24 protein-coding genes are annotated in these 26075 nt (G+C 36.1%); 7 read left to right on the top strand and 17 right to left on the bottom strand.

Going from position 1 to position 26075, the window contains the following annotated elements:
- Window positions 1–425 precede the first annotated feature (425 nt).
- The 4 genes from H5119_RS01580 (at window position 426) to H5119_RS01565 (ending at window position 5789) form a co-directional block, all read left to right on the top strand.
- Window positions 426–1850, top strand: coding sequence for a flagellin (locus H5119_RS01580; protein ID WP_182700951.1), 1425 nt, complete (start codon window positions 426–428; stop codon window positions 1848–1850).
- An 81-nt stretch (window positions 1851–1931) separates the two neighbouring features.
- A complete protein-coding gene (locus tag H5119_RS01575; protein ID WP_182700950.1) occupies window positions 1932–2315 on the top strand; it encodes a flagellar protein FlaG in 384 nt (127 codons plus the stop codon).
- Between the two features lie 28 nt (window positions 2316–2343).
- Window positions 2344–3762, top strand: a complete 1419-nt coding sequence (gene fliD / locus H5119_RS01570) for a flagellar filament capping protein FliD (protein ID WP_182700949.1) — start codon at window positions 2344–2346, stop codon at window positions 3760–3762.
- 11 nt (window positions 3763–3773) lie between these two features.
- Window positions 3774–5789 (top strand): 6-hydroxymethylpterin diphosphokinase MptE-like protein, encoded by a 2016-nt coding sequence (locus H5119_RS01565; RefSeq protein ID WP_182700948.1) that lies wholly within the window; start codon window positions 3774–3776, stop codon window positions 5787–5789.
- A 13-nt stretch (window positions 5790–5802) separates the two neighbouring features.
- Here the strand turns inward: H5119_RS01565 and H5119_RS01560 are convergent, their stop codons facing one another.
- From H5119_RS01560 to fliS, 15 genes are read right to left on the bottom strand one after another with little or no spacing between them, the layout of a single operon-like run.
- Window positions 5803–6378, bottom strand: a complete 576-nt coding sequence (locus H5119_RS01560) for a GNAT family N-acetyltransferase (RefSeq protein ID WP_182700947.1) — start codon at window positions 6376–6378, stop codon at window positions 5803–5805.
- Window positions 6379–6422: 44 nt separating this feature from the next.
- Window positions 6423–7580, bottom strand: coding sequence for a class I SAM-dependent methyltransferase (locus H5119_RS01555; RefSeq protein WP_182700946.1), 1158 nt, complete (start codon window positions 7578–7580; stop codon window positions 6423–6425).
- A gap of 12 nt (window positions 7581–7592) precedes the next feature.
- Window positions 7593–8264: a PIG-L deacetylase family protein gene (locus H5119_RS01550; RefSeq protein WP_182700945.1), complete on the bottom strand. Its 672-nt coding sequence runs from the start codon at window positions 8262–8264 to the stop codon at window positions 7593–7595.
- Entirely contained in the window at window positions 8261–9307 is a 1047-nt protein-coding gene (gene pseI, locus H5119_RS01545) for a pseudaminic acid synthase (protein WP_182700944.1), read from the bottom strand. Before pseI ends, H5119_RS01550 begins: the two co-directional genes overlap by 4 nt.
- A complete protein-coding gene (locus H5119_RS01540) occupies window positions 9291–9929 on the bottom strand; it encodes an HAD family hydrolase (protein ID WP_182700943.1) in 639 nt (212 codons plus the stop codon). Before H5119_RS01540 ends, pseI begins: the two co-directional genes overlap by 17 nt.
- Complete coding sequence (locus H5119_RS01535; RefSeq protein ID WP_182700942.1) at window positions 9923–10828, bottom strand: ATP-grasp domain-containing protein; 906 nt, start codon at window positions 10826–10828, stop codon at window positions 9923–9925. Before H5119_RS01535 ends, H5119_RS01540 begins: the two co-directional genes overlap by 7 nt.
- A 45-nt stretch (window positions 10829–10873) precedes the next feature.
- Complete coding sequence (locus H5119_RS01530) at window positions 10874–11326, bottom strand: GNAT family N-acetyltransferase (protein WP_182700941.1); 453 nt, start codon at window positions 11324–11326, stop codon at window positions 10874–10876.
- Between the two features lie 44 nt (window positions 11327–11370).
- Window positions 11371–12354: a UDP-2,4-diacetamido-2,4,6-trideoxy-beta-L-altropyranose hydrolase gene (gene pseG / locus H5119_RS01525; protein WP_182700940.1), complete on the bottom strand. Its 984-nt coding sequence runs from the start codon at window positions 12352–12354 to the stop codon at window positions 11371–11373.
- Window positions 12354–13640, bottom strand: a complete 1287-nt coding sequence (locus tag H5119_RS01520; protein WP_182700939.1) for an aminotransferase class III-fold pyridoxal phosphate-dependent enzyme — start codon at window positions 13638–13640, stop codon at window positions 12354–12356. The genes pseG and H5119_RS01520 overlap by 1 nt, the downstream gene beginning before the upstream one ends.
- Entirely contained in the window at window positions 13633–14397 is a 765-nt protein-coding gene (locus H5119_RS01515) for a cytidylyltransferase domain-containing protein (RefSeq protein ID WP_182700938.1), read from the bottom strand. Before H5119_RS01515 ends, H5119_RS01520 begins: the two co-directional genes overlap by 8 nt.
- Window positions 14398–14418: 21 nt before the next feature.
- Window positions 14419–15288, bottom strand: coding sequence for an aldo/keto reductase (locus H5119_RS01510; RefSeq protein WP_182700937.1), 870 nt, complete (start codon window positions 15286–15288; stop codon window positions 14419–14421).
- Window positions 15285–16430 carry a UDP-4-amino-4,6-dideoxy-N-acetyl-beta-L-altrosamine transaminase gene (gene pseC, locus H5119_RS01505; protein WP_182700936.1) on the bottom strand — a complete coding sequence of 382 codons (1146 nt, stop codon included), beginning with the start codon at window positions 16428–16430 and terminating at the stop codon, window positions 15285–15287. The genes H5119_RS01510 and pseC overlap by 4 nt, the downstream gene beginning before the upstream one ends.
- 13 nt (window positions 16431–16443) lie before the next feature.
- Window positions 16444–17445, bottom strand: a complete 1002-nt coding sequence (pseB, locus tag H5119_RS01500) for a UDP-N-acetylglucosamine 4,6-dehydratase (inverting) (protein ID WP_077537232.1) — start codon at window positions 17443–17445, stop codon at window positions 16444–16446.
- Window positions 17446–17494: 49 nt separating this feature from the next.
- On the bottom strand, window positions 17495–17818 hold the full coding sequence (locus H5119_RS01495; RefSeq protein ID WP_077537233.1) for a hypothetical protein: 324 nt from the start codon (window positions 17816–17818) through the stop codon (window positions 17495–17497).
- An 8-nt stretch (window positions 17819–17826) separates the two neighbouring features.
- The gene (fliS, locus tag H5119_RS01490) at window positions 17827–18213 is read right to left on the bottom strand and encodes a flagellar export chaperone FliS (RefSeq protein ID WP_077537234.1); all 387 of its coding nucleotides are present in this window, start codon (window positions 18211–18213) and stop codon (window positions 17827–17829) included.
- A 412-nt stretch (window positions 18214–18625) separates the two neighbouring features.
- Here fliS and H5119_RS01485 point away from each other — a divergent pair, with 412 nt between their 5' ends.
- A complete protein-coding gene (locus H5119_RS01485; RefSeq protein WP_182700935.1) occupies window positions 18626–20062 on the top strand; it encodes a sigma-54-dependent Fis family transcriptional regulator in 1437 nt (478 codons plus the stop codon).
- A 367-nt stretch (window positions 20063–20429) separates the two neighbouring features.
- Here H5119_RS01485 and H5119_RS01480 read toward each other — a convergent pair whose 3' ends face one another.
- Window positions 20430–22526 (bottom strand): GSCFA domain-containing protein, encoded by a 2097-nt coding sequence (locus H5119_RS01480; protein ID WP_182700934.1) that lies wholly within the window; start codon window positions 22524–22526, stop codon window positions 20430–20432.
- Window positions 22527–22729: 203 nt separating this feature from the next.
- On the bottom strand, window positions 22730–23317 hold the full coding sequence (locus H5119_RS01475) for a DNA-3-methyladenine glycosylase I (RefSeq protein WP_182700933.1): 588 nt from the start codon (window positions 23315–23317) through the stop codon (window positions 22730–22732).
- 133 nt (window positions 23318–23450) lie between these two features.
- Here H5119_RS01475 and H5119_RS01470 point away from each other — a divergent pair, with 133 nt between their 5' ends.
- Window positions 23451–24563, top strand: a complete 1113-nt coding sequence (locus H5119_RS01470) for a PAS domain-containing sensor histidine kinase (RefSeq protein ID WP_077537238.1) — start codon at window positions 23451–23453, stop codon at window positions 24561–24563.
- A complete protein-coding gene (locus tag H5119_RS01465; protein WP_138585398.1) occupies window positions 24560–26038 on the top strand; it encodes a sigma-54 dependent transcriptional regulator in 1479 nt (492 codons plus the stop codon). The genes H5119_RS01470 and H5119_RS01465 overlap by 4 nt, the downstream gene beginning before the upstream one ends.
- The last annotated feature ends 37 nt before the right edge of the window (window positions 26039–26075 follow it).

The following is a 26075-nucleotide window of genomic DNA, read 5'->3' as shown; positions in this document are numbered from 1 at the left end:
ATTAAAATTGACTCCGCAAGTCACCAAAAGATATGCACTTATATTTATTTAAATGGTGACTTTGCGGAAATACTTTAGCGCTTGTGAGGTGCCTGCTGGTTTTCATCGCGTTGTTTTTAGTGCCGTAAGTAGATGCGGGATTAGCTCATTCAACAGCCCAATATTTTAAACTTAAAAGTAGGCGGTTAAACTTTGAGGTGAAAAATAACGTTAATCTTCTATTGTTTTAATTTCCTCTGAGCCTATAGCGCAATATCAAACAGATAACTTATGTAAAAATAACTAAAAATTAATTTTAAAAAAAGCTAAAGATAATTTTATAGCTGCCGTTAACTTAATCAGAACGGAGCTTGAACATATTTTATTGTGATGGCTCTTGGTGAAAATCAATTAGTTACATTACGAAAGTAATCAGGAGTTATAACATGGCTTTATCAGTAAATACAAATACAGCGTCTTTAAACGCACAAAGAAACTTGTCTAAATCAAGCGATGCACTAGGTACATCAATGCAACGTCTTTCATCTGGTATGAAAATTAACAGTGCAAAAGATGATGCGGCTGGTCTTCAAATAGCAAACCGTTTAACATCACAGGTAAATGGTTTAGGTGTTGCTCAACGTAACGCAAACGATGGTATTTCGATGGCACAAACCGCTGAGGGTGCGATGCAAGAATCATCGAACATCTTACAGCGTATGCGTGATTTATCACTACAATCAGCGAATGGTTCAAATGATGCGGATGCACGTGCAGCGCTACAAAAAGAAGTAGGCGCTCTTCAACAAGAGTTAACCCGTATTTCTGAAACCACTAAGTTTGGTGGTACAAGCTTGCTTGATGGTTCATTCGGTACCAAACAATTCCAAGTTGGTTCAAATGCAAATGAAACTATCAACGTAAGTTTACGTGATATGTCTGCTGATGCAATTGGTGCAAATGAAATCAAAGGGGCTGCAACATCAACTGTTTCTGCATTGGGAGACGCTCAGTCTACTAGTTTAGCTGCTAATACGGCCACTACAGCTCAAACAGTAAACTTAAACGGCGTAGATGTTGAAGTTGCGGCTAACTCTGGTGCAGCTGACATTGCTGCAACAATAAATGCTTCGGGCGCTGGTATTCAAGCTGAGGCTAAACTTGAAACTAAAATTACAGGCATTGATTCAGGGGCTAATGCCGTAATAACAGTAGGTGAAGATAAGTACGATTTAAGTAAAATTGGTGGTATGGAGAGTTTAGCCGAAAAGATGCAAGCTGATGGCCATGATGCTATATACGATGATAGTAGCAAAACCATTACTTTAAAAACCACAGGTGTAAATGGTGTTGATGTAGCGGGTGTTGCTGGCGGTGGTTCATTCACTGTGGGTGGTCAAACCATTAATTCGACTAAATTAACAGCGAGTGTTTCTTCAGAATTAAACTTAAGTTCAGCGGATAAAATAGGTATTTCAGGCAAAGCTGCGGATCAAATATTTGGTTCAGATGCAGGTACGGTTACATCTACCGGTGGTAGCAGTAAGTTAACAGCGATTGAAGATATCAATATTTCGGGTTCAACGTCGGCTGGTGCACAAAATGCGATAAAAACAATTGATGCGGCATTGGCTCAAATTGATGCGCAACGAGCCGATTTAGGTGCGGTGCAAAACAGATTTGGTCATACGATTAGCAACTTAGCGAATGTATCGGAGAATGTGTCAGCTTCAAGAAGTCGTATTCAAGACACCGACTATGCAGCTGAAACAGCTCAGTTGACTAAAAATCAGATAATGCAGCAGGCCGGAACGACTATTTTGGCTCAGTCTAACCAGTTACCACAAGCAGCCTTAAGTTTATTAGGCTAAACTAGAATAAAAGGGAGGTTTAACCTCCCTTTTATTTATTATTATAAAATTGTATCTCAGCTTTATGTTTAGGGGCGAGTTATGGAAACTTCAAACGTACCATCTCAAATTAATATTATTAATCACAAAGATATATCCAACCAGTCAGCTAACCAAGTTTCGCTTTATAATAATAATGGTAAGCAAAACGACACTGTTGAACAAGCAGAACAAACACAAACCGCTAGCAATGACGATTTATCTCCAGAGAAACTAGAAAAAGTGGCGCAACAATTGCAGACATTTATGAGTGATATGAATCGAAGTTTAGAGTTTCATGTTGACGAAGATTCTGGGCGTAACGTTATCAAAGTAATAGATAAAGAGAGTGGCGATTTAGTTAAGCAGTACCCTTCGGAAGAAGTTTTGCAAATTGTTTCTAATTTAGCTGAAGCAACAGGTGTATTAGTAGATTTTAAAGTATAACAAATTAAGTTTAATAGGAGGTTGAATTATGGCTCTTTCATTTACAGGTATTGGATCCGGTTTACAAGTTAACGATATTGTAGATGCATTGGTGAATTCACAAAAGGCCCCCTATCAAGCAAGAGTAACTCGTCAACAGGCGGCTCACACTACCGATATATCAGCGGTTGGTACGCTTAAGTCATCGCTTGAAGAGCTCAATAAATCTCTAGAGTCGCTAGGAACCACGGATAATTATCAAAAACGTTCTATCAGCGGTAACGATGACTTTATTTCTTTGAGTTCTGAAAAAGCGGCTCAAGTAAATAATTTTTCAATTAAAGTTAACAGCCTTGCAGATAACCATAAATTAGTAGCAGCAGCCGTACCGAGTGGAACTGCTGTTGGCGAAGGTAAATTAGCTATTAGCTCTGGTACTAATAAATTTGATATTGAGGTAAAAGCGACTGCTACGCTTACAGATATTAGAGATGCAATTAATGACTCTAATGATAATGACTCAGTAAGTGCAACCATTATTACCGATAGCACCGGTGAGCGTCTTGTTTTGTCTAGCAAAGAAACTGGAGAAGTTAATGCAATTAAGATTGTTGTTGATGACACTGGTGATGCAAATAATACAGATGCTAGCGGTTTATCTCGTTTTGCTTACGATCCAGATCCGGCCTCAACAACGTATGCTGAAAACTTAACAGAAGTAACTAAAGCTGCGGATGCATCGATAACAATTGATGGCCAATTAAATGCTACTAGCAGTACCAATGAGTTTGTAGATGTTATTGATGGCGTTACTATATCCGCTAAAAAAATACACGGTACTGATGACGATATAAGTAATGCTAAAATTACTGAAAATAATAATAATGTATCCGCTGGGCTTAAATCCTTTATAGATAAATTTAATTCATTTATTGATTTATCAAAGCAACTAGGTCGTTCAAGCAAAGAAGATGGAGTGGGGGCTTTAGCTGGTGATTCACTATTACGAGGCTCTGTAAATCAAGTGAGATCGATGCTAACCTCTGAATTTAATGTTACTGATGACAAAAAAGAATTTTTAGCTAACCTAGGGGTAAGAACTGAGCGTTCAGGAAAGTTAAGTTTAGATTCGGATGCATTAAAAGCTGCCATAGAAAAAGATCCAAATGCAGTCCAACGATTTTTTACTGGCGATGATGATAATGGCTTTGTTGCTAAATTTGATGATGTTATTAAAGGCTATACTGCGTCAGGCGGTATAATAGAAACTAGAATTGATGGCCGAGAAGCTCAAATAGATAAGCTTACAGATGAATCTGTTAGCTTTAATTTAAGAATGGCTGATTATGAAAAAAGGTTACTTAACCAGTATAATGCAATGGATTTACTCGTAGGTAATTTAAAAAACACGGGTAATTATTTAACCGCACAATTAGCTAACCTCCCAGGGGTAGTTAAGAAAAGTTAATGGAGTAAACCTTGAGCGTTAACCAACAAGAATTAACAAAAATGATGTTACAGGCTACGTTATTAGCTAATTTAGCGCTGATAAAAGAGCGTATGCCTGGTATTTATAAAGAATTTAAAGATTATCAACCTACTGATACCGGCGTTGCGATAGATGATCAAGGTCGTGCCAACCTATTTAATAAGAATAAATTTGTCTATGAGATAGACCCAAGAGAGTTTGCTAAGCAGCAAGTGACTCAGTTTCTAGAGCGCCCTCTTTATTTTAAATATACAGTAGAACATCAAGCAGATGAAGATATCTTTTTTAAGCATTCAGCCTTACTTAAATCTATTCATAATGTTCGGGTTGCTGAATCTGAAAACAAAATTGGCAACCCCGCAGATGAGGAACGAATTGATTTTATTTGTTTTTTTGGTGGTGGATTAGGTTATCAAATTGAAGAGCTACTAAATACGAAAGATGTCTTAAATGTTTTTTTATTTGAACCAAGTAAAGATAGCTTCTATGCCTTATTGCATTGTATTGAATTAAAACCTCTACTAGATAAGTGTACAAGTAAAGGCGGACAATTCTCTATTCGTATTTCGGGTAGTGAGGACGGGGTTGTAAATGATATTTCTAAATTTTTATTTCAACAAGGCCACTTTAACCTTAGCCAAGTGCTGTTTCTTAAGCATTACGATAGCCCATTAATAGAAAAAACAATTGCTAGAATAAAAGCAATTGGGCATCGCTGGTCTGGGGGCTGGGGATTTTTTGAAGATGAAGTTATTGGTATCTCGCATACACTCTCTAACTTAAGTGCCAAATTTCCGGTGGTAAAAAAGAGCAGTACATTTAAAAATCCCTTAGTAGATTACCCCGTATTTATTGTAGCAAATGGACCATCGTTAGATTTAGCAATTGATTTTTTGAAAGAAAACCAAAGTAATGTTGTTATTTTATCATGTGGTACTGCACTCAAAGCATTACTTATTAATGGGATAACTCCAGATATTCATATAGAAATGGAGCGTACTGCAGCATTACTAGACTGGGTAGAAGTTGTTGAACGCACTGAAGGTGTAACCACCCGATTAGACGAGCTTAATATAGTAGCACTTAATACGGTTTATGATGGAATATTAAAGCGCTTCAAGAGTGCTCATTTATTATCTAAAGTAAATGATGCCGGAGGACGTTTAATAAGTGCGATGGATGAAAAGCAGCTATATACCTATCCAGAAAGCAGTAACCCAAGTGTGTCTAATACTGGACTTGCCGTTGCCGCCGAATTGGGCTTTAAAGAGGTCTACTTAGTAGGGACTGACTTTGGTTTTGTATCGCAAGAACATCATCACTCTAAGCATAGTATTTATTTTGATAAAGATTTTAAGCATAAAGAGCTAATTAAAAAGAATATGCAAAGCGATATGGTTGTAAAAGGTAACTTTAGAGATGAAGTTCTTTCTACTCACATATTTGATTCCTCAAAAGGCAATGTTGAAATATTATTACAGAGTAACCCTCAAGTTACTGCGTTTAATACATCAGATGGAGCGTTTATTCGATTTACCACGCCTAAGCATATAGCTGATATTAGCCTTAAAAGTACGATAAAAAATAAGCAAAAAATGGTGAGTGAGTTACTCAAAAGAGCAGCCTCATTAGAGCAATTATCTTTAGGTAATATTAATAGTAAGATGACGACTATAAAAAGCGGCACTAAAGCTATTTTAGAGAAACTGCTGTTAATAACATCAACACACTTTAATACCAGAGAGTCTCTTGCTGATGCGTTCACTCTGCAAAATAAAATTTTGCTAATGCTGCGCGATGGGAACAGTAATGACCATGTTGTTTATTGGTTGATACAAGGAACATTCAGGTATTTTCAAGCTAACATAATGACTAACAGCTATTATTACCGTTGTTTAGAACAGCGAGCTGAATTTATGAATGCATGTATTGATGCATTTCACAGCCATGTAGAAGACTTGTATATAGAGTTTATTGAAAACTATAATAAACCTGCCAAAGTGTAATCAAAGTTAGTCGTTACTTATTTGTGACGACTAACTCAATAAAGTCATCCTGCGGTTTTTTGAATATTGACATGAACACTACATCAGATGGCTTACCATCTAAAATATAATGCTCTTTTAATATACACTCGCTCTCATACCCTGCTTTTACGAAGGCTTTTATACTCCCAATATTAGAGGTATATGCACTTGCAGTCAGCTTTCTTAGCCTCAACTTTTTAAAAGAGTACTGGCTTACAAGTTTTATTGCTTGACTAGCGTAGCCTTTACCCCAGAACTTTTTATCCCCTATAAAGAGGCTAACTTGGGCAACATTATGAATTGTATTGATGCTCCCTATTTTTATATTGCCAATATGCTCATTTTCACTTGTTCTTATTGTAAAAAGTTGTTCGAGGGGGGTTTTTAACTGTAAAGATATATAATTTTTAACAGAATCTATATCCTGCTTGTGAAAGCGTGTTTCTAAGTATTGGTTTACTTCTGAGTCATTTAACCAATTTACGTATGTATTTGTAACATCCTCCAACTGAATACTTTTAATAAATACATCTTGGATATTTCGACTTTTTATCGTTAATTGATTCATGAATTTCCTAAAATATAACTTTACCGAGCGCCTAGCTAGTGTATTTATTTTAAGGCATAAGGAGCGTGGATATTTCCTCTCCAACCTAGGGATGCCAACTCATGCTTTATTTCATCATGAAATGAAGATGAGATAATGATTGTTAGCTTTTTGTCTAAATCTTTATTTATGAGATCGTTAATTGTATCAATTGAATATTTAATCGTATAATTGAGGCCACAAAAGCGTTTCCCTGTTTTATTAGGGTTTCCATCAATAACAAACAGAGGCTTTAACCCTGTTAAAGCTAATATAGTTACAGCTCCAGTACCCGCTCCCCAGAAGATAAACTCTTTATCTTTACAGTAGCTTTTTAATGCTTGAATATCATTATCTATCTTTTGTTTTAGTTTGCCATTATCCGATGGTGCTAAAGGCAGTAAAGATTTTTGCTCTTTGTTTGTGAATGAAATAATTAAATTACCAGATGCAGTTACAGTGCTTTTATCTTTAAACCAGCCAAATTGATTTGCAAGGGTTACTAATGAACGCTCGGAGAAAACATGTATATGTTCAACATGAAAAGCTTGTGTTGAAGGCTGTGTGATAGACCAGTCTAAACTAGGTGTTTCTAAAATGAGCGTAGAAGTTGAGTGCCTTATCTTTGCTATGGCTTTGAAAAAACCTTTAAAATCAAAAATGTGTTCAATTACATGGCGAGAATAAATAAGGTCAGATTGAAAGCATAGGCTAGAGGCAATTTTTTCAGTGAAAAAGGCCTTCTCTACTATTAACTCTTTTTTTTCAGCTGCTATTGCAGTTTCTTCATTTGGCTCAATGCCATGGTACTCCACATTAGAGTAAATTGACTTTATTTCTGCTAGTACTTCTCCACTTGAACAGCCTATTTCTAAAATATTTAGCGTTTTTTCATCAATAATATTGTTTTTATTGATAAATTTTATAAAATCATGCCTAAATGATGCACCTATATTTTCAGGTGATGGCGTATAGTAATGATGCTTATATATAGCTTCTAGAATATCTTTATTGTAGTTTAACTGAAAAGCATGTGCGCACTGTTTACAGATTGAGTATTCAATATCAATAGCGTGTGGCAGAGGTATATTAGAGGTATCACTCATAGGATGCTGGTAAATAGGAAAGTTATTTAACTTAAGTAATAAAGTGTTTTTTTTATAATTACAAACAGGGCAATTCATAGCTATTCCTTCTTAACTAACTTTTCGTTTGAGCATAAAAGCTTCTGCATAATCAACACCGACAGTATTACCTCTCACTTTTGCCAGTGCTTCAATTGCATCAATAGAACGAGTGTGTGGTGGCTTACGCATTTCATTTTCATATATTAAAAGTAGCTTTTTCTTTTCTACTATATGTTCTGAGATATCGACAAAAAAAGTTGGTGAAAATGCAAATGCATTAATTGGAGTATTCCACTCTGTACTTGAATTAACTTCAAATGAATATATTGTTGGGGTTTTTACCAGAGGAATAGGTCTAAATGCAGTCATGACGGCTTGATGTACTATACGATGATCTATATTTAAATCGCCATAATGGTGTGTATAAATAATATCTGGCAATTCCTTTTTAGTGACAGACTCTATTGCTTGGATTACATCAATAAGTGCAACTGTGTCCATTTTGTTATCAGGGAAATTAAAAAAGTATTGCTTAGCAGACAAATACTCTCCCGCTTTTTTTGTCATTTTAAGGCGCTGTTCGCAATCTCCATCAGAGCTGTTTTTTCTTGCTGAAACGCCATTTGTCATATATACAATCGATATATGGTCACCTTGTTTTTGATGTTTTAATAAAGTACCACCACATCCAATAGCTTCATCATCAGCATGAGCCACAATAGCAAAAATATTTTTCTTCACTTATTAGTTTCCATTGTTAAATGTTTATTTGATAGTGCTGTTCCTCGGATGATGTCAGATGTAAATTTTTGTCCGATAACTAAATCATAATTATTAGGAGATAAGCCAAAACCAGGGCGTATTACTCTAATGTTTTCTGAGCTTACAGTATCTCCTTGCTTAACATTTTTTACAACGTAGATTGAGCGCCCATGCTCTTTACCTAATCTAGAACCCTTAGTTAGTATTTCGGTGCTACCTAATGCTTTCCATGTGTTGTGGCATGAAATTACTAAAGACTTTAATTCATCTGGTTCTATTGAGAATGTTGCATCAGGTCCGCCAAGTTTTCGATCTAGAATAAAATGTTTTTCTATTATTCTTCCACCCATAGCAATAGATGCGATTGCTGGGATATTTGAAAGACTATGATCAGATAAGCCCGTGATTATATTTAACCTTTTTAATTCGTTAAATGCGTTTAAATTCATCTGCTCAAATGATGCTGGGTATGAACTTGTACAGTGCAATACGGCTATTTGGCTACTGCCATGTTCTTTTAAATACTCAACACTTTCTCTGATTTCTTTAAAGTTAGATATACCGCTTGATAAAATTACAGGTTTACCAGTTTTTGCTATCGCTTTTAATAATTTAAAATCTTGCACCTCAAAGGAGGCAACCTTGTAAAGAGGGCAGTCAAATTTTTCTAATATCGAGACTGAGGCTTCATCAAATGGGGAGCTAAATAGGATAATATCATGCTCTTTTGCTTTTTGAAAAAGTGACTCTGTCCAGTCAAGTGGCATTGAGATTTCTTCATATAACTTATAATAACTTTGACCTTTCCAAGGCGGGCTTTTGATAATAAAGTCATCTCTATCGCAGTCAATAGTTAGCGAGTCAGCTGTATACGTCTGTATTTTTATCGCATCAACACCGCACTCAGATGCTACTTCGATCATTTTTAAAGCTAGCTCTTTATCTCTTAGGTGGTTGTTAGACATTTCGGCAATAATGAATGGCTTACTGTTTGATGAAATTTCTTTATGTAGTATTTTCATGTAGATAATCTTTGTAACTGAAATGAATGAAAGGAATTTTAGCATTTTTTGCAAAAAGTCCGTCTGTTTCTATTGTATCTCCAACCATTACAACAGAATTAAGATTATGGCGTTTGTTTAATAGATCAAAAGCATATCTGTTAGGTTTTAACCTGTTTGGAGATTTAGGCTCGCATAACACTATATCGCAAACATAATCATTTAACTGCAGCCTATCTATTTTAGTTTGTTGAACATTTCTTTGGCCATTGGTAACGACAAATAATCTTTTTTCATTAAATATCTCGACTAAAGTTGGGATTAAGCTTGCTTTTTGACTTATGTATTTTCCATCATGTTTATAGTAAATATTTAGCATTACATTCAGGTAATGATTCGGTAATTTATAGGCTGCTATCGCATCATTAAATAAATACGGATAAAGTACTCCCATTTTTAGCTTATGAGCATGTAGGGATATAGCTAGATCTTTAAGGGGAAGTTGAGTTATTTCGGAAAGTTTTTTTTCAATCTCTTTAAACGCACCTGTGTCATAATCACTTTGATCAAATAGTGTATTGTCTAGATCGAAAATAATGTCATCATATTTGCTTAACTGATGTGCCAATTTTTTTATTAGCATATGTGTTCTTGCCAATATCTTATTAAACGGTTATTGGAAATATTTTCTTCTAGCGGTATTTGATATGGCAACGACAACTTGCTTTTTATGCTCAAATCGATAATGTCGAATCCAGAATTTATTGAGAAAATTAAACTACCTGAAAGTCTAGGGTTGATTTCAATGATATATGCGTTCTTATTATTTTCATCTAGCATTATTTGTATATTTATGGGGCCATTAAAGCGAATATTTTCAACACATTTTTTAGCTAGTGCAAGTACTAAAGGGTGTTGATTTATTTCACCGACTCTCGATACTCCAGCTGTTTCAAGGCGCTTTCTCGCTAGCCCAAAAATCCAATCACCCTTTGAATCTACAAGTACGTCGACAGTATATTCTGTGCCCATTAATAAGGTTTGTATGACGCCTTTTTTATTTTTAAAAAAAGGAAATAACTCATCGTCTTCAATGATATAGATTCCTTTCCCACCCCTACCATACTCTGGTTTGAATATCGCTGGAGCAGATGTTGATGTCGGGGCTACGGGTAAGTTATTCTCTTCACAGAATAACTGAAAATTAATCTTACTTGTGCAAAGGCTTATTGCTGATTCACTATTAATTAGTATTTTTTTCGAGATACTTTTTAATAAGTCTGAACTTTGAGAAAGAACAATAAGTTCTTCATCAATAAACGGAATATATAAGTCAAACTTATCATCAAGTTGATTAATAAATGGAATAAATTCAGAACTACTGCATAAAGGCGCTAAGTAGAAGTCATCGCAGAAGTGCATTGCAATGCTTTTGCTATTCTCATTTGCGTCAATTCCTATCACTTTGTGGCCTAACGTTTGCAAGTGCTTAATAATAGATATGGCTGCAGCAGATGCCGCAGCACTCATCAAAATTCTCATAATAAAGGCGCCTATTGCTATTATTAACTAGTGAGCTCTTCAGCTCTATGTTTTTAAACTATATAAAGATGGTGTCAAAGCGGTAAACCCTGCATTTGTAAAAGCATTGGTAGACGCTAAATTATCAGGTCTAATCTTAGCAATAAACGTTCCATGTTCCTTTAATTCAGATATATTATTCAAAGCTACAACTCCAATACCTTTTCCCTGAGCTTTAGGTGAGATCAGAATCGAAACTTCATATTTATTTAATTCAATTTCATCTAAACGAAGAGTGCCAATATCGTTCCCATCATGATTAATTATATATAGGGTTCTATCGCCTCTCTTCAGTGTATCTTCGAACCATTTACAATGCTCTGCCCATGTTGGTATTGCAGTTTGCTTAAAGTATTTACGAGCACCACTACTTATTTGCCACTCAAAGACATTTTTTTTATCAGAATAAGTTGCTTTTTTTAGTTGTACTTTATGTATAAGATTAAAGTTTTTTTGCATTTACATTGTTCTCATTTGTATATGTTAGAGAGTCAAGTTTTTACTTATATCAACGACGAATTTTGTTTAATATGGTGAGCAATCCTATATTTTCCTTTACCATCACTAATAGCTTTTGCTTTTAATGCTAATGTTTTACTTTTATCTTCCATTGTTTGAATACAGCTATATATATTGGAGATGGTTGTTAATATAGCTGCTTTATTTAATTCAAATAACTCAATGTTACCATTTTGGTTTTCTGCTGTTTTTATCATTATAATCGATTTCCCCATTGATGCAGCTTCGAATAGCATTATACCTGGGGCAGTAATGATTACTTTTGATTGACGCATTAAGGAAGCTAAGTTTCTGGGAGCTTGGTGCCAAGTTATGTTTAAGTTTGTATTTTCAATGAGCTTTTTAAGCGTTTTACCGTGTTCATAACCCAAGCCTGTAATTAAACAGATTTTACCTTTGTATTGCTTTATACCAAGTTCAGATATTGAAGCAAAGCTATTGTTTAGAGGGTCTGAGGCGCCAAAACATATAAATATATCAAAAGATAATTGCTCATCGTTCAGTTTTTGAATGAATTCATCTCTTATAATTCCATACTTAGGACCTAATAAAAGTTCACAGTGCTTAGGCACAAGCTTTTTATAAGCAGGCAATCTAGATTCCGATGCTGTATCAATCAGTAAATTACAATAGTGTGCTCTATTCGCAAGGTCATCAATTATAATTACATAATCAGCAACAACTTTTTTTTCCCAATTAAGGCCGATTTCATAATGGTCAATTAAAATGTTTTTGATATTGTTTTCTTTAAGTATTTGATTAGTTTCTTCAAGGCCATTATTTAAAACTGACGGTTTTAAATAGGTAACAATTTGATTTACAAGTAGGTTTATTGCTAAGTCAGATTCTTTTACGATGAACCTTATTTGTATGTTTTTTACAGCTAAAGTTTTTGCTAGCTCTAAACAACGCATTAAATGACCGGCTCCAATTAATTCGTTAGCGTCAGTTCTGATTGCTAATTGCATTATCTAACCTTAAAAACCGGTTCTAGTAGATTACCTTTAAAAATAGTATAAAGGTTTTGTGTTTTTATGGTGTTAACTAAAATGGCGATAACTTCATCGTATGCATTGAGGAGCTTTTCAATATCGCACAAGGTATGCGCATAACTAAGGTTATGACTTCCTGCGATTAAAATACCTCTAGTGCACATCTCTTGAATAAATAATGACTTTAATTCTAGCGAGCTATAGTGTGCGGTATCTTTTATTACGATAAATGACCACGCAGGATGTCCTGCCGTACTTAGCCATTGTTGTGCATTGTGCTTTAAAATTAACGTGTCGAGTTCTGCTATTAATTTATCACCTAAGTGATGAATGTGAGTAAGCACATCCTTTTCCTGCATTTTTTTTAATGTCGCCTTGGTCGCAGCTAAAGACATTGTTTCACCTGCAAAGGTGCCTGAAAAAAAGATGTCTTCCATTAGCGACATTATTTTTTGTTTACCTACGACAGCCGAAATAGGGAACCCGTTTGCCATACCCTTGCCAAAAGTTGCTAAATCAGGAGTAACATTAAACAATCCCTGAGCGCCATGTAAATCAAATCGAAAACCTGTAATTGTTTCATCAAAAATGAGAACAGTGCCATATTTTTGACAAAGTGCTTGTACTCCTTCAAGAAATCCTTGCTTCGGGTAGGCAACGTTCATAGGTTCCATAATTACAGCAGCAAGCTGTTCAGGGTGCTCGTTGAAGAGTTTTTCTAATGAATCAAGGTCATTGTATGTAAAAGTATGGGTAAGCGCTCTAACACATTCAGGAACACCTAAGTTTCTGGTTGTGGAGCCAATATACCAATCTTGCCAACCGTGATAACCACAAACAGCAACATGCTCTCTTTTTGTATACGCTCTTGCTAATCGAATTGCTGCAGATGTTGCGTCACTGCCATTTTTACCAAAACGAACCATTTCTGCACAAGGGATTAGCTTTACTAGTTCTTCAGCAACTTCCATTTCGAGTTTATGAGGAAGAGAAAACGTAACACCTAAAGCAAGTTGATTGACAACTGCTTGGTTTATCTCAGCATCACAGTAGCCTAAAGATATTGACAGTAAACCATTAACAAAATCAATATATTCGTTGTTATCGGCATCCCATACTTTAGAGCCATAACCTCGCTCAATAAATAAAGGTGCAGCATTTTGGGGAAATGCAACTTTGCTTTTGCTGAAGGTTTGAGAACCAAGCGGGATCGTTTTTTCAGCTCTTTGTAGCCATTCCCCTGAGTTAGTATAATTATTCATAGCCTTCTTCTTTATCTTGTTTTAATGATTTTAGCATTCCCTCATTACGCGAGAATTGGGCATTGATAGAGCTCAGTTCTGGTTTCAAAGAGAGTAAATGAAGTATATCTTGATAATTAAAATAGTGATTTTGTGTATATAAATGATCATAAATTGCAGAGATTAGTGCAAAATCTTCAGGCTCATCAACGGTCCATCTGTGATTAGATAAATCAGTCTCACTTTGGATGTTTTGTAATTGATATTTTTGCGGATTATTACGTATAAATGGTGTTACATGCTCCAGCTCTGAGGGCTTTTTAGCGTATTTATAAGCATCTAGGAGTGCGTGTTTACTGATGACTTCCGTATCAAGACCATCTGGGAATGTGCTTTTCAAGCAGTTACTTGTGTAATCATTGCTATTAATTAGATGCGCATTAATAACATGATCTATAAGTGCAGAGTCTATAACTGGGCAGTCGGCGGTCACTCTAACTACGTGCTCGCATGGGTAAGCAAGTTGTGCATAATAATAGCGACTAAGTACGTTATTTAAATCGCCTCTAAAACACAACAAATTGTTTTCTTTACAAATAACTTCAAGTATATCGTCACTTTTTTCAGTACTTGTTATAACAATCAGTTTATCTATTTTTTTACATTGCTGTATTCGTTTCGCTTGCTGTACAAACATAGGTAAACCGTGAAGGTTTTTAAGTACTTTGCTTGGTAGGCGCGAAGAGCTAACTCTGGTTTGCATAAAGGCGTTTATCATATGTTTAATTCCGGCTGTATCTTAACTGACCCACAGAGAAGGGTTAATTAACGCTAATTCAGAGGTCGCTAAAGAGTTTAAAGCGTCATCAGAAGGGAGTTTTAGATTTTTAGCGTCGGCGTAGCGCTGAATTAATTGCGTTAATTGTTTTTTTGAGCAGCAACCTATTACGGCGCTTTCAATATGTGGTGCCTTTTGAGCAACAATGGCCATTGCGAATGTAAGATAATCACATTCTAACTCTTCAATAATTGCATTATATTTTGAAAAAAGATGACCGAACTGAGAAAAATAAGCACGCTTTTGAATTTCTGGTTGTAGTAACAGCCCTTGCAAAAAAATCGAACGAGCGTGTAACTTTATATTTTTCTTTATTAGTAAATTCGTTACTTCGGGTTGAATAAAACGCTGATCTAGCCAGTTCAATGGCGCTTGTACAATGTCTAAATTATACATGTCACTAAGTAAACTAAGTTGTTCAGGAGTGTAAACGGACACGCCGATACGTTTAATGATGCCAGTGTCTTTTAATGCTTCTAATTGCTTAAAGTGATTTTTACCTGCGTTATTTAATAAAGGGTCGATATCATGAAATAAAACAGCATCTAATTCTTCACGTTGTAGATTAGAAAGGCTGAGTTGTACTTGTTCTTCAATACTCAAATGGCTGCTAGCGGATATTTTTGTTATAACTGAAAAGTGATTGCTAAAACCAGACGTGCCAATGTTCTTTTCACTATTTCCGTATGCTAAAGCAGTATCAAGTGTAGTAATACAGGATGCTTTAGCCAGAGTGAGTATTTGCTTAATTTCATCAAAATTAACTTGGCCTTGGTCATTACTAATACCGTAATTTAAACCGAACTGTGCAGTTCCTAGGGCTAATTTCATACTAACTCATTAATCGTCTGAATAATAAACTCTTGTTCTGACTGCGTTAATCCGGGGTGCAGTGGGATGGTAAGTGACGTTTGGTAATATTCAATCGCGTTAGGAAAATCACTTTCTTTAAAACCAAGAGCAACATAATAGGGTTGAATATGTATAGGGATATAATGCAGATGACTCATTATTTTTCTATTACGCAATTCACAAATTAAGGTGTGATGAGCTGCTTTGTCCTCCAGCTGTAAAATATACAAATGATAGCTAGATAAACACGCATCTGATTGCGTTAAATGATTTAATGGTTGTGCTTTAAATGCTTGAGTGTAAATAGAGGCGATAGCATTTCTGGCTAAAATAAATTCATCTAGCCGCTGCATTTGACTAACACCTAACGCAGCTTGTAGTTCGGTCATCCGGTAATTAAAACCAAGTTCAATTTGTTGGTAATACCATGGACCATGGCTTGCCTCTGTCATTTCAGTAGGATCAGTTGTAATTCCGTGACTTCTTAAGCGTTTTAATCTTTTTGCTATGTATTCATTATTTGTTACAGCCATACCCCCTTCGGCAGAAGTGATAATTTTAACGGGGTGGAAACTAAATATGCAAATATCTGAAAACTGACAGTTTCCAACTGGCTTACCTAAGTACTGAGCGCCTATTGCATGGGATGCATCTTCAATTATTTTAAATCCGTATTGCGTTGCTAGCTTATGGATGGCGAGCATATCGCATGATTGACCAGCTAAATGAACAGGTATAACTACTTTTGGCAAACAGTTTTTTTGTTTTGCATTAATTAATTTTTTCTCAAGTGCGACAACTGACATATTACCTGTCGTTAAATCAATATCTACAAAGTCGATTTTTGCACCACAATATAAAGCGCAGTTAGCCGATGCAACGAATGAAATGGGTGACGTCCATACTATATCGTTTTTGCCAACATCCAATGCTAAACACGCAATATGCAACGCAGAGGTTGCACTATTTGTCGCACAAGCAAAGTCGACATTACAATAGTTTGTAATTGCCGATTCAAACATTGGCACTTTTGGCCCTTGGGTCAGCCAATCTGATTCCAATACACCAACGACAGCATCTATATCAGCTTGTGATATAGATTGTTTACCATAAGGGATCATGTTTACCTGCTGTTTAAAGGAGTGCTTGTGTATTAAACATTTTTATATCATCAATGCTCATATAATGATGATTATTTAATGAATTATACTCAAAGCCTTGAGGAACTTTATGTCCTTTTTCACCAATAGCATTTACAGTAAAGTCATTACTTCGGCTACTAAATTTAATACCCGGTGCTATAAGGTAATGATCATGATATTCATAGGTTTCAAAGCACAAATCGGCAGGGCACATAACTTCATGAAGCTTTTCTCCAGGTCGTATCCCTATGTCTTTTATAGGTAAGTCTGGTGCCATGGCTTTTGCTAGATCTATTATTCGGATTGAAGGTATTTTAGGAACAAAGATCTCACCGCCTAACATGCGCTCAAAATTGGTTAAAACAAAATCGACACCTTGCTGCAAGTTAATCCAAAAACGTGTCATTTCTAGGTGAGTAATCGGAATGTGATCACGACCCTCATCAATAAATTTTTGAAAAATAGGCACTACAGAGCCCCTCGAACACACAACATTACCGTAGCGCACGACAGAAAATGTAGTTCTATGACCGCCTGCGATATTATTTGCTGCAATAAATAATTTATCTGATGCTAATTTTGTGGCACCGTATAAATTAATAGGATTTGCAGCTTTGTCGGTAGATAGCGCGATGACTTTTTCAACATTGTTATCAAGTGCTGCATCAATTACATTTTCAGCCCCATTAATGTTGGTTTTTATGCATTCCATTGGGTTGTATTCTGCGGCAGGGACTTGCTTTAGTGCTGCTGCATGAATTACATAATCCACACCACGCATTGCTCTTTGTAAGCGAGCTTTATCTCTAACATCGCCGATAAAATATCGCATACAAGGTTGATCAAACTCTTGCTGCATTTCAAATTGTTTTAGTTCATCACGCGAGAATATTATGATTTTTTTTGGCTGATAACGCTCAAGTAACGTTTTAACGTACTTTTTACCGAATGAACCTGTGCCACCCGTTATGAAGACAACTTTTCCGTTAAACATTTTGTATATCTCCGTTGGATGCTTAGTTAATAGTTAGTAATACTCTAAATTAAGAGTTGGCTTTGTATTGATTGACCGCGTTATTGCTTTTTTGCTTACTTATTATTTTTTCTGCAACTTGTTGTTTAGCATATTCTATTTTAGCAGATAGTTTTCCAATTAGATCAATTATTAATTCAAGCTCTGCGGCGGAATAAAAGTTTTCATCTTTTGCGATAGATTCTTTCAAATGGCTATCTAAATCATTATGAGCGTGAGTAGCGCTTTCAACTTGCAGCACTTCGTCATCTGATAATAGTTCTATAAGTTTTAAACATAGTTCACGGGTGTGACAATCGTTTATTGATAGCTCAGTAATTGACTTTCCTAACATGGTTAATCCTAAGATCTATGCTCTAGAGGAATTGCTTCCCAACCTGATTTAATCTCTTTGATCAGCACGATAACTTCATCAAGCTTATCTATGTTATTTTCCATATTGGCCATCAAAAGCGTGCGCTGGCAATAGTCGTACAAAGAGTCTAAGTTTGTAGATACTGCATTATCACCTTCAAAATTCAGGACTTGCTGTAATGCCCCAAGCAATGTAATACAGTCTGAAATAGCAATTCCTTTCTTATCAAACTCTTTACGCTGGATGAAGCCTTTTGCTGCTGAAAGTTTACCAACAATATTTGCAAACACTAATTTGACTTGGTCGTAAGGCGTCATTTCTTTAACGCTACTTACAGTGACTTGACGGTATTTGTTTATCGACGCGTGTGCCATATAGGTAATTCCTAGAAATTTAATTACAATACTTAAACTTTAAGCAAGTTTAGTTCCAAAATGAACATAACGTTTACTTATCGGCAAATAAGTTTGTTTCTTTAAAAAATATGCATGCCATATTTCAAATATTTTACTCTTATTGATATAAAACTACTATTGCAAGTTATTTGCGTGTGTTGGGTCGTTAGGTATATTTACACTCTTAATGTAAATTAGCATTTTTTAGTACTTTAATGTGCATGCCTAGATTGTAAAGAGTTATTAATTAGTTATTAAGTACTGCTTTTTTGATTTATATGTCTGTTTTTTGGCGTTAATGTCAAAAAATTGCCGCTAGTGCTTGCATCCAAAATTTACTGGCTTACAATTTCATTAATAAATAAATTAGTGAAATTATGGCTCGCTATATATGATCTTGATTTTAGATAATAATAACAACCGCTCGATAGGGTTAAATGCATCACTTACTTTTATTGGTGAAGCAGTTCAACTTTTAGACGAAGCAAATTTTGAGCAAGAATGTGCGAAGTATCAACAAAAAGAATGCATTGTAATTTTAGGTGCCTTGCAATCACTCGATCATGAAAGCTTAATTAAGTGTTATCCAACACTGCCATTTTTGCTAATAGGCGAAACGCTAAAACCATTACTTAGTATCGCTAATGTAGTCGGACTTATTTGTGAGCCATTTAGTCATGAAGTAACAACGCAGTTGCTTCACGATTGTCAGCAATATCAGCGAATGCTTCCCAGTGACCATAAACACTCTAAACCGCATAAAACTTTTGATGGCCTTGTGGGTGAAACCGATGCAGTTAAGGATGTACGCTTTTTAATTGAGCAAGTTGCAAAAACTGACGCAAATGTTTTAATTTTAGGCGAATCGGGAACTGGCAAAGAAGTTGTTGCACGCAATGTACATTTGCTATCAAAAAGAAGCGCTGGGCCGTTTGTGCCAGTCAATTGTGGTGCGATCCCAGCTGAACTTTTAGAAAGTGAATTGTTTGGCCATGAAAAGGGCGCATTTACAGGGGCTATTTCGGCGCGTAAAGGCCGATTTGAACTAGCACAAGGTGGCACGCTATTTTTAGATGAAATAGGCGATATGCCATTGCAAATGCAAGTAAAGTTATTGCGTGTTTTACAAGAGCGCAGCTATGAACGTGTTGGTGGTACTAAGGCGATTCAGGCAGATGTACGTGTAATTGCTGCAACGCATCGTAACCTAGAAAATATGATTGAAGAAGGTAGTTTTCGTGAAGATTTATACTATCGCTTAAATGTATTTCCTATCGAAAATCCATCGCTTAGTGAGCGCGCTGATGATATTCCATTGCTGCTAAAAGAGTTAATGCGCCGTGTTAATGATCAAACAGGATCTACGGCTAAATTTACCGAGCGTGCAGTTGATAGTCTAAAAGAGCATGCGTGGCCTGGGAATATTCGTGAACTCGCTAATTTAGTTGAGCGCATGGTGATTATGTTCCCTGAAAAGGTAGTTGATATTCCTGATTTACCTAATAAATATCGTTATATTGAGGTTGAAGCATACGAGCCAGAATACCCAGAAGAGTTAATGGAAAAAGATGCGTTTAACGATATATTTAGTACTGGTTTTAGTGATTATGACGAAGAGCCTGAGCCTGAATTCAACCAATCTGGAGGTGGTTTACTACCCGGTGACGGGATCGAACTTAAAGAGTATTTAGCTGAGCTTGAAATTAGCTTAATTACCCAAGCACTAGAGCGTTTTGATTACGTCGTTGCTCGTGCTGCTGAAATATTAGGTGTACGCAGAACAACCTTAGTTGAAAAAATGAAAAAGTATAACCTATCGAGAGACTAGGGCGTGTTGACCTTTGTGGATTGAAATTTGTTCAATCTAGGGCGATTTAATCGCGGCTATTTTCTCATCGAAAATAACCGCATAAAATCAATATCTTCTTTTCTAAAAGCACATTACTTGGTAATCCCCAAAGAGTCGTTGCTTCTAATGCTTCATTAAATTTTTAGATTACTTAACCTGAACTCTGGATAATAAATCTATCTCGAGCAGCTATTTTAAGCGCTAACTGCGTTGAATTTACTTGCAATAGGCCAGCTATTGGCGCGTAAATTCGCCTTGTTTTCACAGAAAATCTCTGGCTAGAGAAAATAAATTTAAATATAACAATAATTCAATGCGTTAGTAAATCTCTTAACCAGATCTCAGGTTACTTAACGAATATTTCTTTGAACATATTAACTACTTTTGAAACGGTTTCAGGTTTTACATGTCGTGTATCAGAGTTCCAGGCATCTTCAGTGCATTCGGTCACCAACTCATAACTAGGAAGGTAATACATATCCTCATTATTATTGACCAACTCTTCAGCTGCAACTCTTAAAACGGCTTTTGAATGCGTATTTGCTGTAATTATATGATGAGTATCCGCTCTGCCTGTAGCTAAAAAAGGAATCGGCGAAAGACTAATTATCAGTTTAAAATCAGGATTATATTGTTTAATGATATCAAAAAAAGATTGAATATTATTTACGTTTTCTTCGACCGTTAGCGTTCGGTGTTTTACAAACTGATAGGTGTTATTTCTAGGGTTTCTAGACATAACAGTACCATCTGGAAGCTCCCAGCATTCATTTAACCCCAATGTAACGACAAACACTTTACAGCTTAAAAATGAATCTTTAACGGCTTGAATATGCTTATCGTAATCAGCTAGGTAGGCTTCTTTGGTGTTAAAAAATACATTTTCACGGTATGGATCTACGTAATGGCCAGTTTCTGATTGAAATAATAATTTATCAAACTTTTTAATACCAAATGCTTTTTCTGCTAACTGTTTAAAACTCGGCGTATTAAACAGTATTCCATAGTTTGCACAAAACTTGGCATACTTGTCCCCAGGTTGATAACCATCGATCACTAAGCCGCTCTGTGGATTATCATTTCGCTCTGTAATGACGTAGTTATAACCATCTTGTTGAAAAAATTTGGCTATCTCAAAGGCAAAGCAACTTCCTGCCGAACCTATGGGTGTATCCATATCCATAATCGGTACTTTATTAACATAAGGCAGCGCATTATATTTTGATAAAGGGCGGGTTGGGTGATCTGGATTCGGCCAAAAGACGGCGCTAGGGTCGGGTTTTTTATTTGCGTTGTAACGGGCGCAACTATCAATGTAATTTCGTTCATACTCACAAATATTAGTGAGTGCCTCAGACCATATTTCTTCTGTAATCGAATCGGCTTTAAATTGCTCAATGATAGATTGCTTAATAAACTTAATAAGGTCAAATAGCGTATTGTGGTATTTAAGCTCGGGGTCATTCGTTTGAATATGTTCAAGAAACATATTTTCGATGGCACTATTTTTAATAATCGCTTTTAAAAGGTAAGCCAAATGTCGCAAGTTAGTAACTTTATTATCTAACGCAATATCAATACAGTCATCGTCATTGCGTTTAATAAATGTTTTAGTTAATTCAGGGAACCCATCAAATGCGATAGAAGTTGTCCCAGGGGTAAAGTGTTCGTCGGCTACTTTCTTCCAGTGCAGTTCACTAGGTAAAAAACATAATGTTAAAGAATAGCGAGCTTTCCCTTTATTCGCAGGCATTGCTTTATGGGCAAGTTGATGGGGATTGAAAATAATTGAGTCCCCTTTATTTGGTTTAATCAAACTTGGCGAAAAATTGATGTCGTAATGTTTGCACAAAGGAGCAATGTCTATATTTCTCTTGTTTATATTATTAAATATATAGCCAATGTCTTTGAGTTTATCTGTGGATTCTTTGTCTAATACTGCGGTGCTACTGCCGTGTTCATCATAACCATTTAAGTAGGTTATAAGTTTTAAGTGATTTTTAGGACCGCCATCACAATGCCACTTTGAAAAGTAAGTATCTTTTTCTATGTCATCTTCAAGTTTATGCATTGCCCACCACAATACACAATATTCACTTTTAAAATAAGATCTTAGATGGTCATCTACTTCTTGCGTTAATATGTAAGGCAAAAATGACTTTAATATAGCGGGGTCTTTTAGTGCTTCTTTATCTTTATTATATTCAGAAATTAAAGTATCGCACAGAAGCTCAGGTACATTATTTTTTACGACATGTTTATGGGCATTTATTAATGGCGTGTTGATTATATCGCGTCGAAAAGCGTTGGTAGCCCTATAATTTAAATTGGTATAGCCTTGGTTTATTTCATAGTGATGCGCCGTATTAACATTAGAGCTTTTAAGCAAGCAGTAACGTATATCATCTATTTCTAATACTTCTTCCGTAGTTATCTGTACCATTATTCTAGCCTTGTTCTATTAATTATCTAATATGATAGACATTATGCATATTGCGAGCCAAAGCTTTATTGCTAAATTTGACTTTTAAAAGGGTCACTTCCTTTGGTATTAAATTCATTGAAGCGTTTTTATTGAGGTTACTGTAAGTTAGTGAGTTAAATTTTAATATAGTATAAAAATACTTTAGGACAACTAAATAGGTTCTAATACTCTGAAATTATTTCATTTTTTCTAAAGCAATCATTACTGTGATCGTTAACCATGCCGCAAGCTTGCATATAAGCGTATACCGTTGTTGGTCCTAAAAATTTAAATCCACGTTTTTTTAAATCTTTAGCAAATGCTGTAGATTCCTCTGTAATTGCAGGGTAATCATCAATATTATTTAACTGACTCACCAGCTGCTTATTGCTTACAAATTGCCATTGGTAATTGCTAAAACTAGCAAACTCTTTTTGTATCTCAATAAAGCGCTTTGCATTATTAACAGTCGCTGCGATTTTTAAACGATTTCGTACAATGTCTTTGTTAAGCATTAAGCGCTCTATGTCATCGTGTGTGAATGAAGCTACTTTTTCTACATCAAAATTAGCAAATGCTTTTTTATATCCATCACGTTTTTTTAAAATGGTATACCAACTCAACCCCGCCTGTGCTGATTCAAGTGTGATAAATTCAAATAGTGTTTGATCGTTATAAAGCGGCACGCCCCACTCTTGATCATGATAGGCCACATAGTCAGGTTTAGTGGTATCTAACCATGGACATCGGCACTTCTTTTGTTCTGTCATTAGTCACTCTTTATTTGTAGGCGTCATTTTTATGTCGCGCATTATTTTGTGTAACACGATGAAAATTATAAAATAAAACTTTGGTACAAATTGTGCATTTAGCTCTATATAGACATCAATTAGAGATTTGATTATGGCCCTTGCTACTGTGCTAAAACCACTGTTTATTTCTGCAAATCAGTATAACCCATGTTTACTTCAAGAGGAGTATGTTGGGGAATTAAGTGATCTGCGTAAGCAGGCGAGTTGGCTTTCACATTTGGTTGATACCATGCCTGCGGGTGTCGTGGTACTCGATGGCAAAGGGTTGATTGCTAAAGCGAATCAAATTGCTATGGATATGTTAGGTGAGCCGCTTGAAGGCGAAAAGTGGTTTAATGTTATCCAACGCTCTTTTAGACCACATCAAGATGATGGTCATGAAGTCTCTTTAAAAGATGGTCGATTAATTAAGCTCGACATCACCGCATTAGCTCCAGAGCCGGGGCAACTTATTTTAATGACAGATTTAACAGAAACGCGCCGTTTACAAAAGCGTGTTGCTCATATGCAACGATTGAGTGCGCTAGGTAAAATGGTGGCATCATTGGCGCATCAAGTGCGAACGCCATTGTCTGCGGCCATGCTTTACGCTGCTAATTTAGGGTCAAAGCGCTTACCAGAAGCCTCTCGTGATACCTTTCAAACTAAGTTGATGTCGCGATTAAAAGATTTAGAAACCCAAGTGAACGACATGTTGTTATTCGCTAAAAGTGGTGACCAGCATGTTGTAGAGCAAGTATCCATGCAGCAGCTACTTAGTGAAGTAAAAGTAGGAGCCGATGTAATGGTTACGCTAAATGAAAGCGAGCTAGACGTTAGCTTACCCGAGCCTGACATACAGATCACGGGTAATAAAACAGCAATTGCCAGCGCTATACAAAATTTAATACACAACAGTATTCAAGTGATTGGGGCAGGTGCCAAGGTTCATTTGAGCGCATCAACGGATAGAAAAGATCATGACTTTGTGCGTATTAGTGTCAGCGATAACGGCCCTGGTATTGATTTAGGGAAAGCCGATAAAATATTTGAACCATTTTTTACAACTAAAAGCCAAGGCACGGGTTTAGGTTTAGCGGTGGTTAGTTCTGTCGCTCATGCACACCAAGGACGTGTTGAAGTTGATAATAATACACACGGTGGGGCTTGCTTTAGTTTGCTTTTGCCAATTCGTACAGCATCTAAATTAGAGGAATCATTATGAGTAACACTATTTTAGTTGTAGAAGATGATGCAGGGCTACGAGAAGCCTTAATTGATACACTTGAAATGTCAGGTATTGACTGCGTAGCAGCGAATAGCGCTGAGCAAGCTATGTTATTGCTAAAAAAAGAGTCATTTTCATTGGTGGTGAGTGATGTACAAATGGGCGCAATGAGCGGCCTAGATTTACTTCGCAGTATAAAATTAAATCATCCAGACTTACCTGTTTTAATGATGACAGCTTATGCCACAATTGATGATGCCGTGGAAGCAATGCGCTTAGGGGCTATTGATTACATGGCAAAACCATTTGCACCAGAAGTGCTATTGAACATGGTGAGTCGCTATTTACCTGAAAAACCAAAAGAGACAGACGGTCCTATTGTTGCCGATCCAACCAGTATTCAGCTATTAGAACTTGCCAGTAAAGTTGCACGTTCTGAAGCCAGTGTCATGGTGCTTGGACCAAGCGGGTCTGGTAAAGAGGTTTTAGCACGTTATATTCACGATAAATCAAATCGCTGTAATGAACCATTTGTTGCTATTAACTGTGCAGCTATTCCTGAAAATATGCTTGAAGCCACTTTGTTTGGCTACGAAAAGGGCGCATTTACAGGTGCAATCCAGGCGTGTCCAGGAAAATTTGAACAAGCTCAAGGTGGTACGATTTTACTTGATGAAATTACCGAAATGGATTTAGCTTTACAAGCTAAACTACTGCGCGTGTTACAAGAGCGTGAAGTTGAGCGTTTAGGCGGTCGTAAAACAATTCAGCTTGATGTGCGAGTATTAGCAACCAGTAACCGCGATTTAAAAGAAGCGGTTGCTAAAAATCAATTTAGAGAAGATCTATATTATCGCCTCAATGTTTTTCCATTAATGTGGAGACCATTGTGTCAGCGCCCAGGTGATATTGTTATATTAGCTAAGCATTTAATTGAACGTCATATAACTAAAAGCAAAGAGCCGATGGCTTATTTGGATAAAGTAGCTGAAGAAAAGCTACTGGCCCATACTTGGCCTGGTAATGTTCGCGAACTTGATAACGTGATTCAGCGTGCTCTTATATTACGAACAGGCGACACCATAAACGAACATGCTATTTTCATTGAAAATTTAGCACCGAGTAATTTTGTTATGGACGCTACATCTACATCTGTCCTCGAAGCTGAAAAAGCATCAGAGATTTCAACAGAAAATAAAGAAAAAAGCACGTTAAGTTCAGCTTATTATGATAAGCAAAACGATGATGAAAAAAATATAACGGCTGATCAGCCAAAGCATGATTTACTCGCAGCTGAGACCGGAAGTTATAAAGATGAGCTTAAAGATAAAGAGCATCGCATCATTTTAGAAACACTTGCACGCTGCCAAGGTAAACGAAAAGATGTGGCAGAGACGCTGGGTATTAGCCCTCGTACTTTACGGTATAAATTAGCGCAAATGCGTGATCTAGGTATTTCTCTTCCAGCATAACCTTTCTTAAACCCTAAATTCAAGCCGTTGAATTTAG

This window comes from Pseudoalteromonas sp. SG45-5 (genome assembly GCF_014164085.1).
GTDB classification, from domain to species: Bacteria; Pseudomonadota; Gammaproteobacteria; order Enterobacterales; family Alteromonadaceae; genus Pseudoalteromonas; species Pseudoalteromonas aliena.
Note: the sequence above shows the minus strand (reverse complement) of the source record. Positions and strands in the feature narration are given on the sequence as shown.

Coding starts and splice junctions, on each gene's coding strand:
- H5119_RS01495 (WP_077537233.1), bottom strand. CDS start 17,818: ATGTTAGGAAAGTCAATTACTGAGCTATCAATAAACGATTGTCACACC.
- fliS (WP_077537234.1), bottom strand. CDS start 18,213: ATGGCACACGCGTCGATAAACAAATACCGTCAAGTCACTGTAAGTAGC.
- H5119_RS01470 (WP_077537238.1), top strand. CDS start 23,451: ATGGCCCTTGCTACTGTGCTAAAACCACTGTTTATTTCTGCAAATCAG.
- H5119_RS01560 (WP_182700947.1), bottom strand. CDS start 6,378: ATGAATCAATTAACGATAAAAAGTCGAAATATCCAAGATGTATTTATT.
- H5119_RS01515 (WP_182700938.1), bottom strand. CDS start 14,397: ATGATAAACGCCTTTATGCAAACCAGAGTTAGCTCTTCGCGCCTACCA.
- H5119_RS01535 (WP_182700942.1), bottom strand. CDS start 10,828: ATGAGAATTTTGATGAGTGCTGCGGCATCTGCTGCAGCCATATCTATT.
- pseG (WP_182700940.1), bottom strand. CDS start 12,354: ATGCAATTAGCAATCAGAACTGACGCTAACGAATTAATTGGAGCCGGT.
- H5119_RS01480 (WP_182700934.1), bottom strand. CDS start 22,526: ATGGTACAGATAACTACGGAAGAAGTATTAGAAATAGATGATATACGT.
- H5119_RS01555 (WP_182700946.1), bottom strand. CDS start 7,580: ATGAATTGCCCTGTTTGTAATTATAAAAAAAACACTTTATTACTTAAG.
- H5119_RS01485 (WP_182700935.1), top strand. CDS start 18,626: ATGATCTTGATTTTAGATAATAATAACAACCGCTCGATAGGGTTAAAT.
- H5119_RS01520 (WP_182700939.1), bottom strand. CDS start 13,640: ATGAATAATTATACTAACTCAGGGGAATGGCTACAAAGAGCTGAAAAA.
- H5119_RS01510 (WP_182700937.1), bottom strand. CDS start 15,288: ATGAAATTAGCCCTAGGAACTGCACAGTTCGGTTTAAATTACGGTATT.
- pseI (WP_182700944.1), bottom strand. CDS start 9,307: ATGAAAATACTACATAAAGAAATTTCATCAAACAGTAAGCCATTCATT.
- H5119_RS01465 (WP_138585398.1), top strand. CDS start 24,560: ATGAGTAACACTATTTTAGTTGTAGAAGATGATGCAGGGCTACGAGAA.
- H5119_RS01580 (WP_182700951.1), top strand. CDS start 426: ATGGCTTTATCAGTAAATACAAATACAGCGTCTTTAAACGCACAAAGA.
- fliD (WP_182700949.1), top strand. CDS start 2,344: ATGGCTCTTTCATTTACAGGTATTGGATCCGGTTTACAAGTTAACGAT.
- pseB (WP_077537232.1), bottom strand. CDS start 17,445: ATGTTTAACGGAAAAGTTGTCTTCATAACGGGTGGCACAGGTTCATTC.
- pseC (WP_182700936.1), bottom strand. CDS start 16,430: ATGATCCCTTATGGTAAACAATCTATATCACAAGCTGATATAGATGCT.
- H5119_RS01575 (WP_182700950.1), top strand. CDS start 1,932: ATGGAAACTTCAAACGTACCATCTCAAATTAATATTATTAATCACAAA.
- H5119_RS01475 (WP_182700933.1), bottom strand. CDS start 23,317: ATGACAGAACAAAAGAAGTGCCGATGTCCATGGTTAGATACCACTAAA.
- H5119_RS01530 (WP_182700941.1), bottom strand. CDS start 11,326: ATGCAAAAAAACTTTAATCTTATACATAAAGTACAACTAAAAAAAGCA.
- H5119_RS01540 (WP_182700943.1), bottom strand. CDS start 9,929: ATGCTAATAAAAAAATTGGCACATCAGTTAAGCAAATATGATGACATT.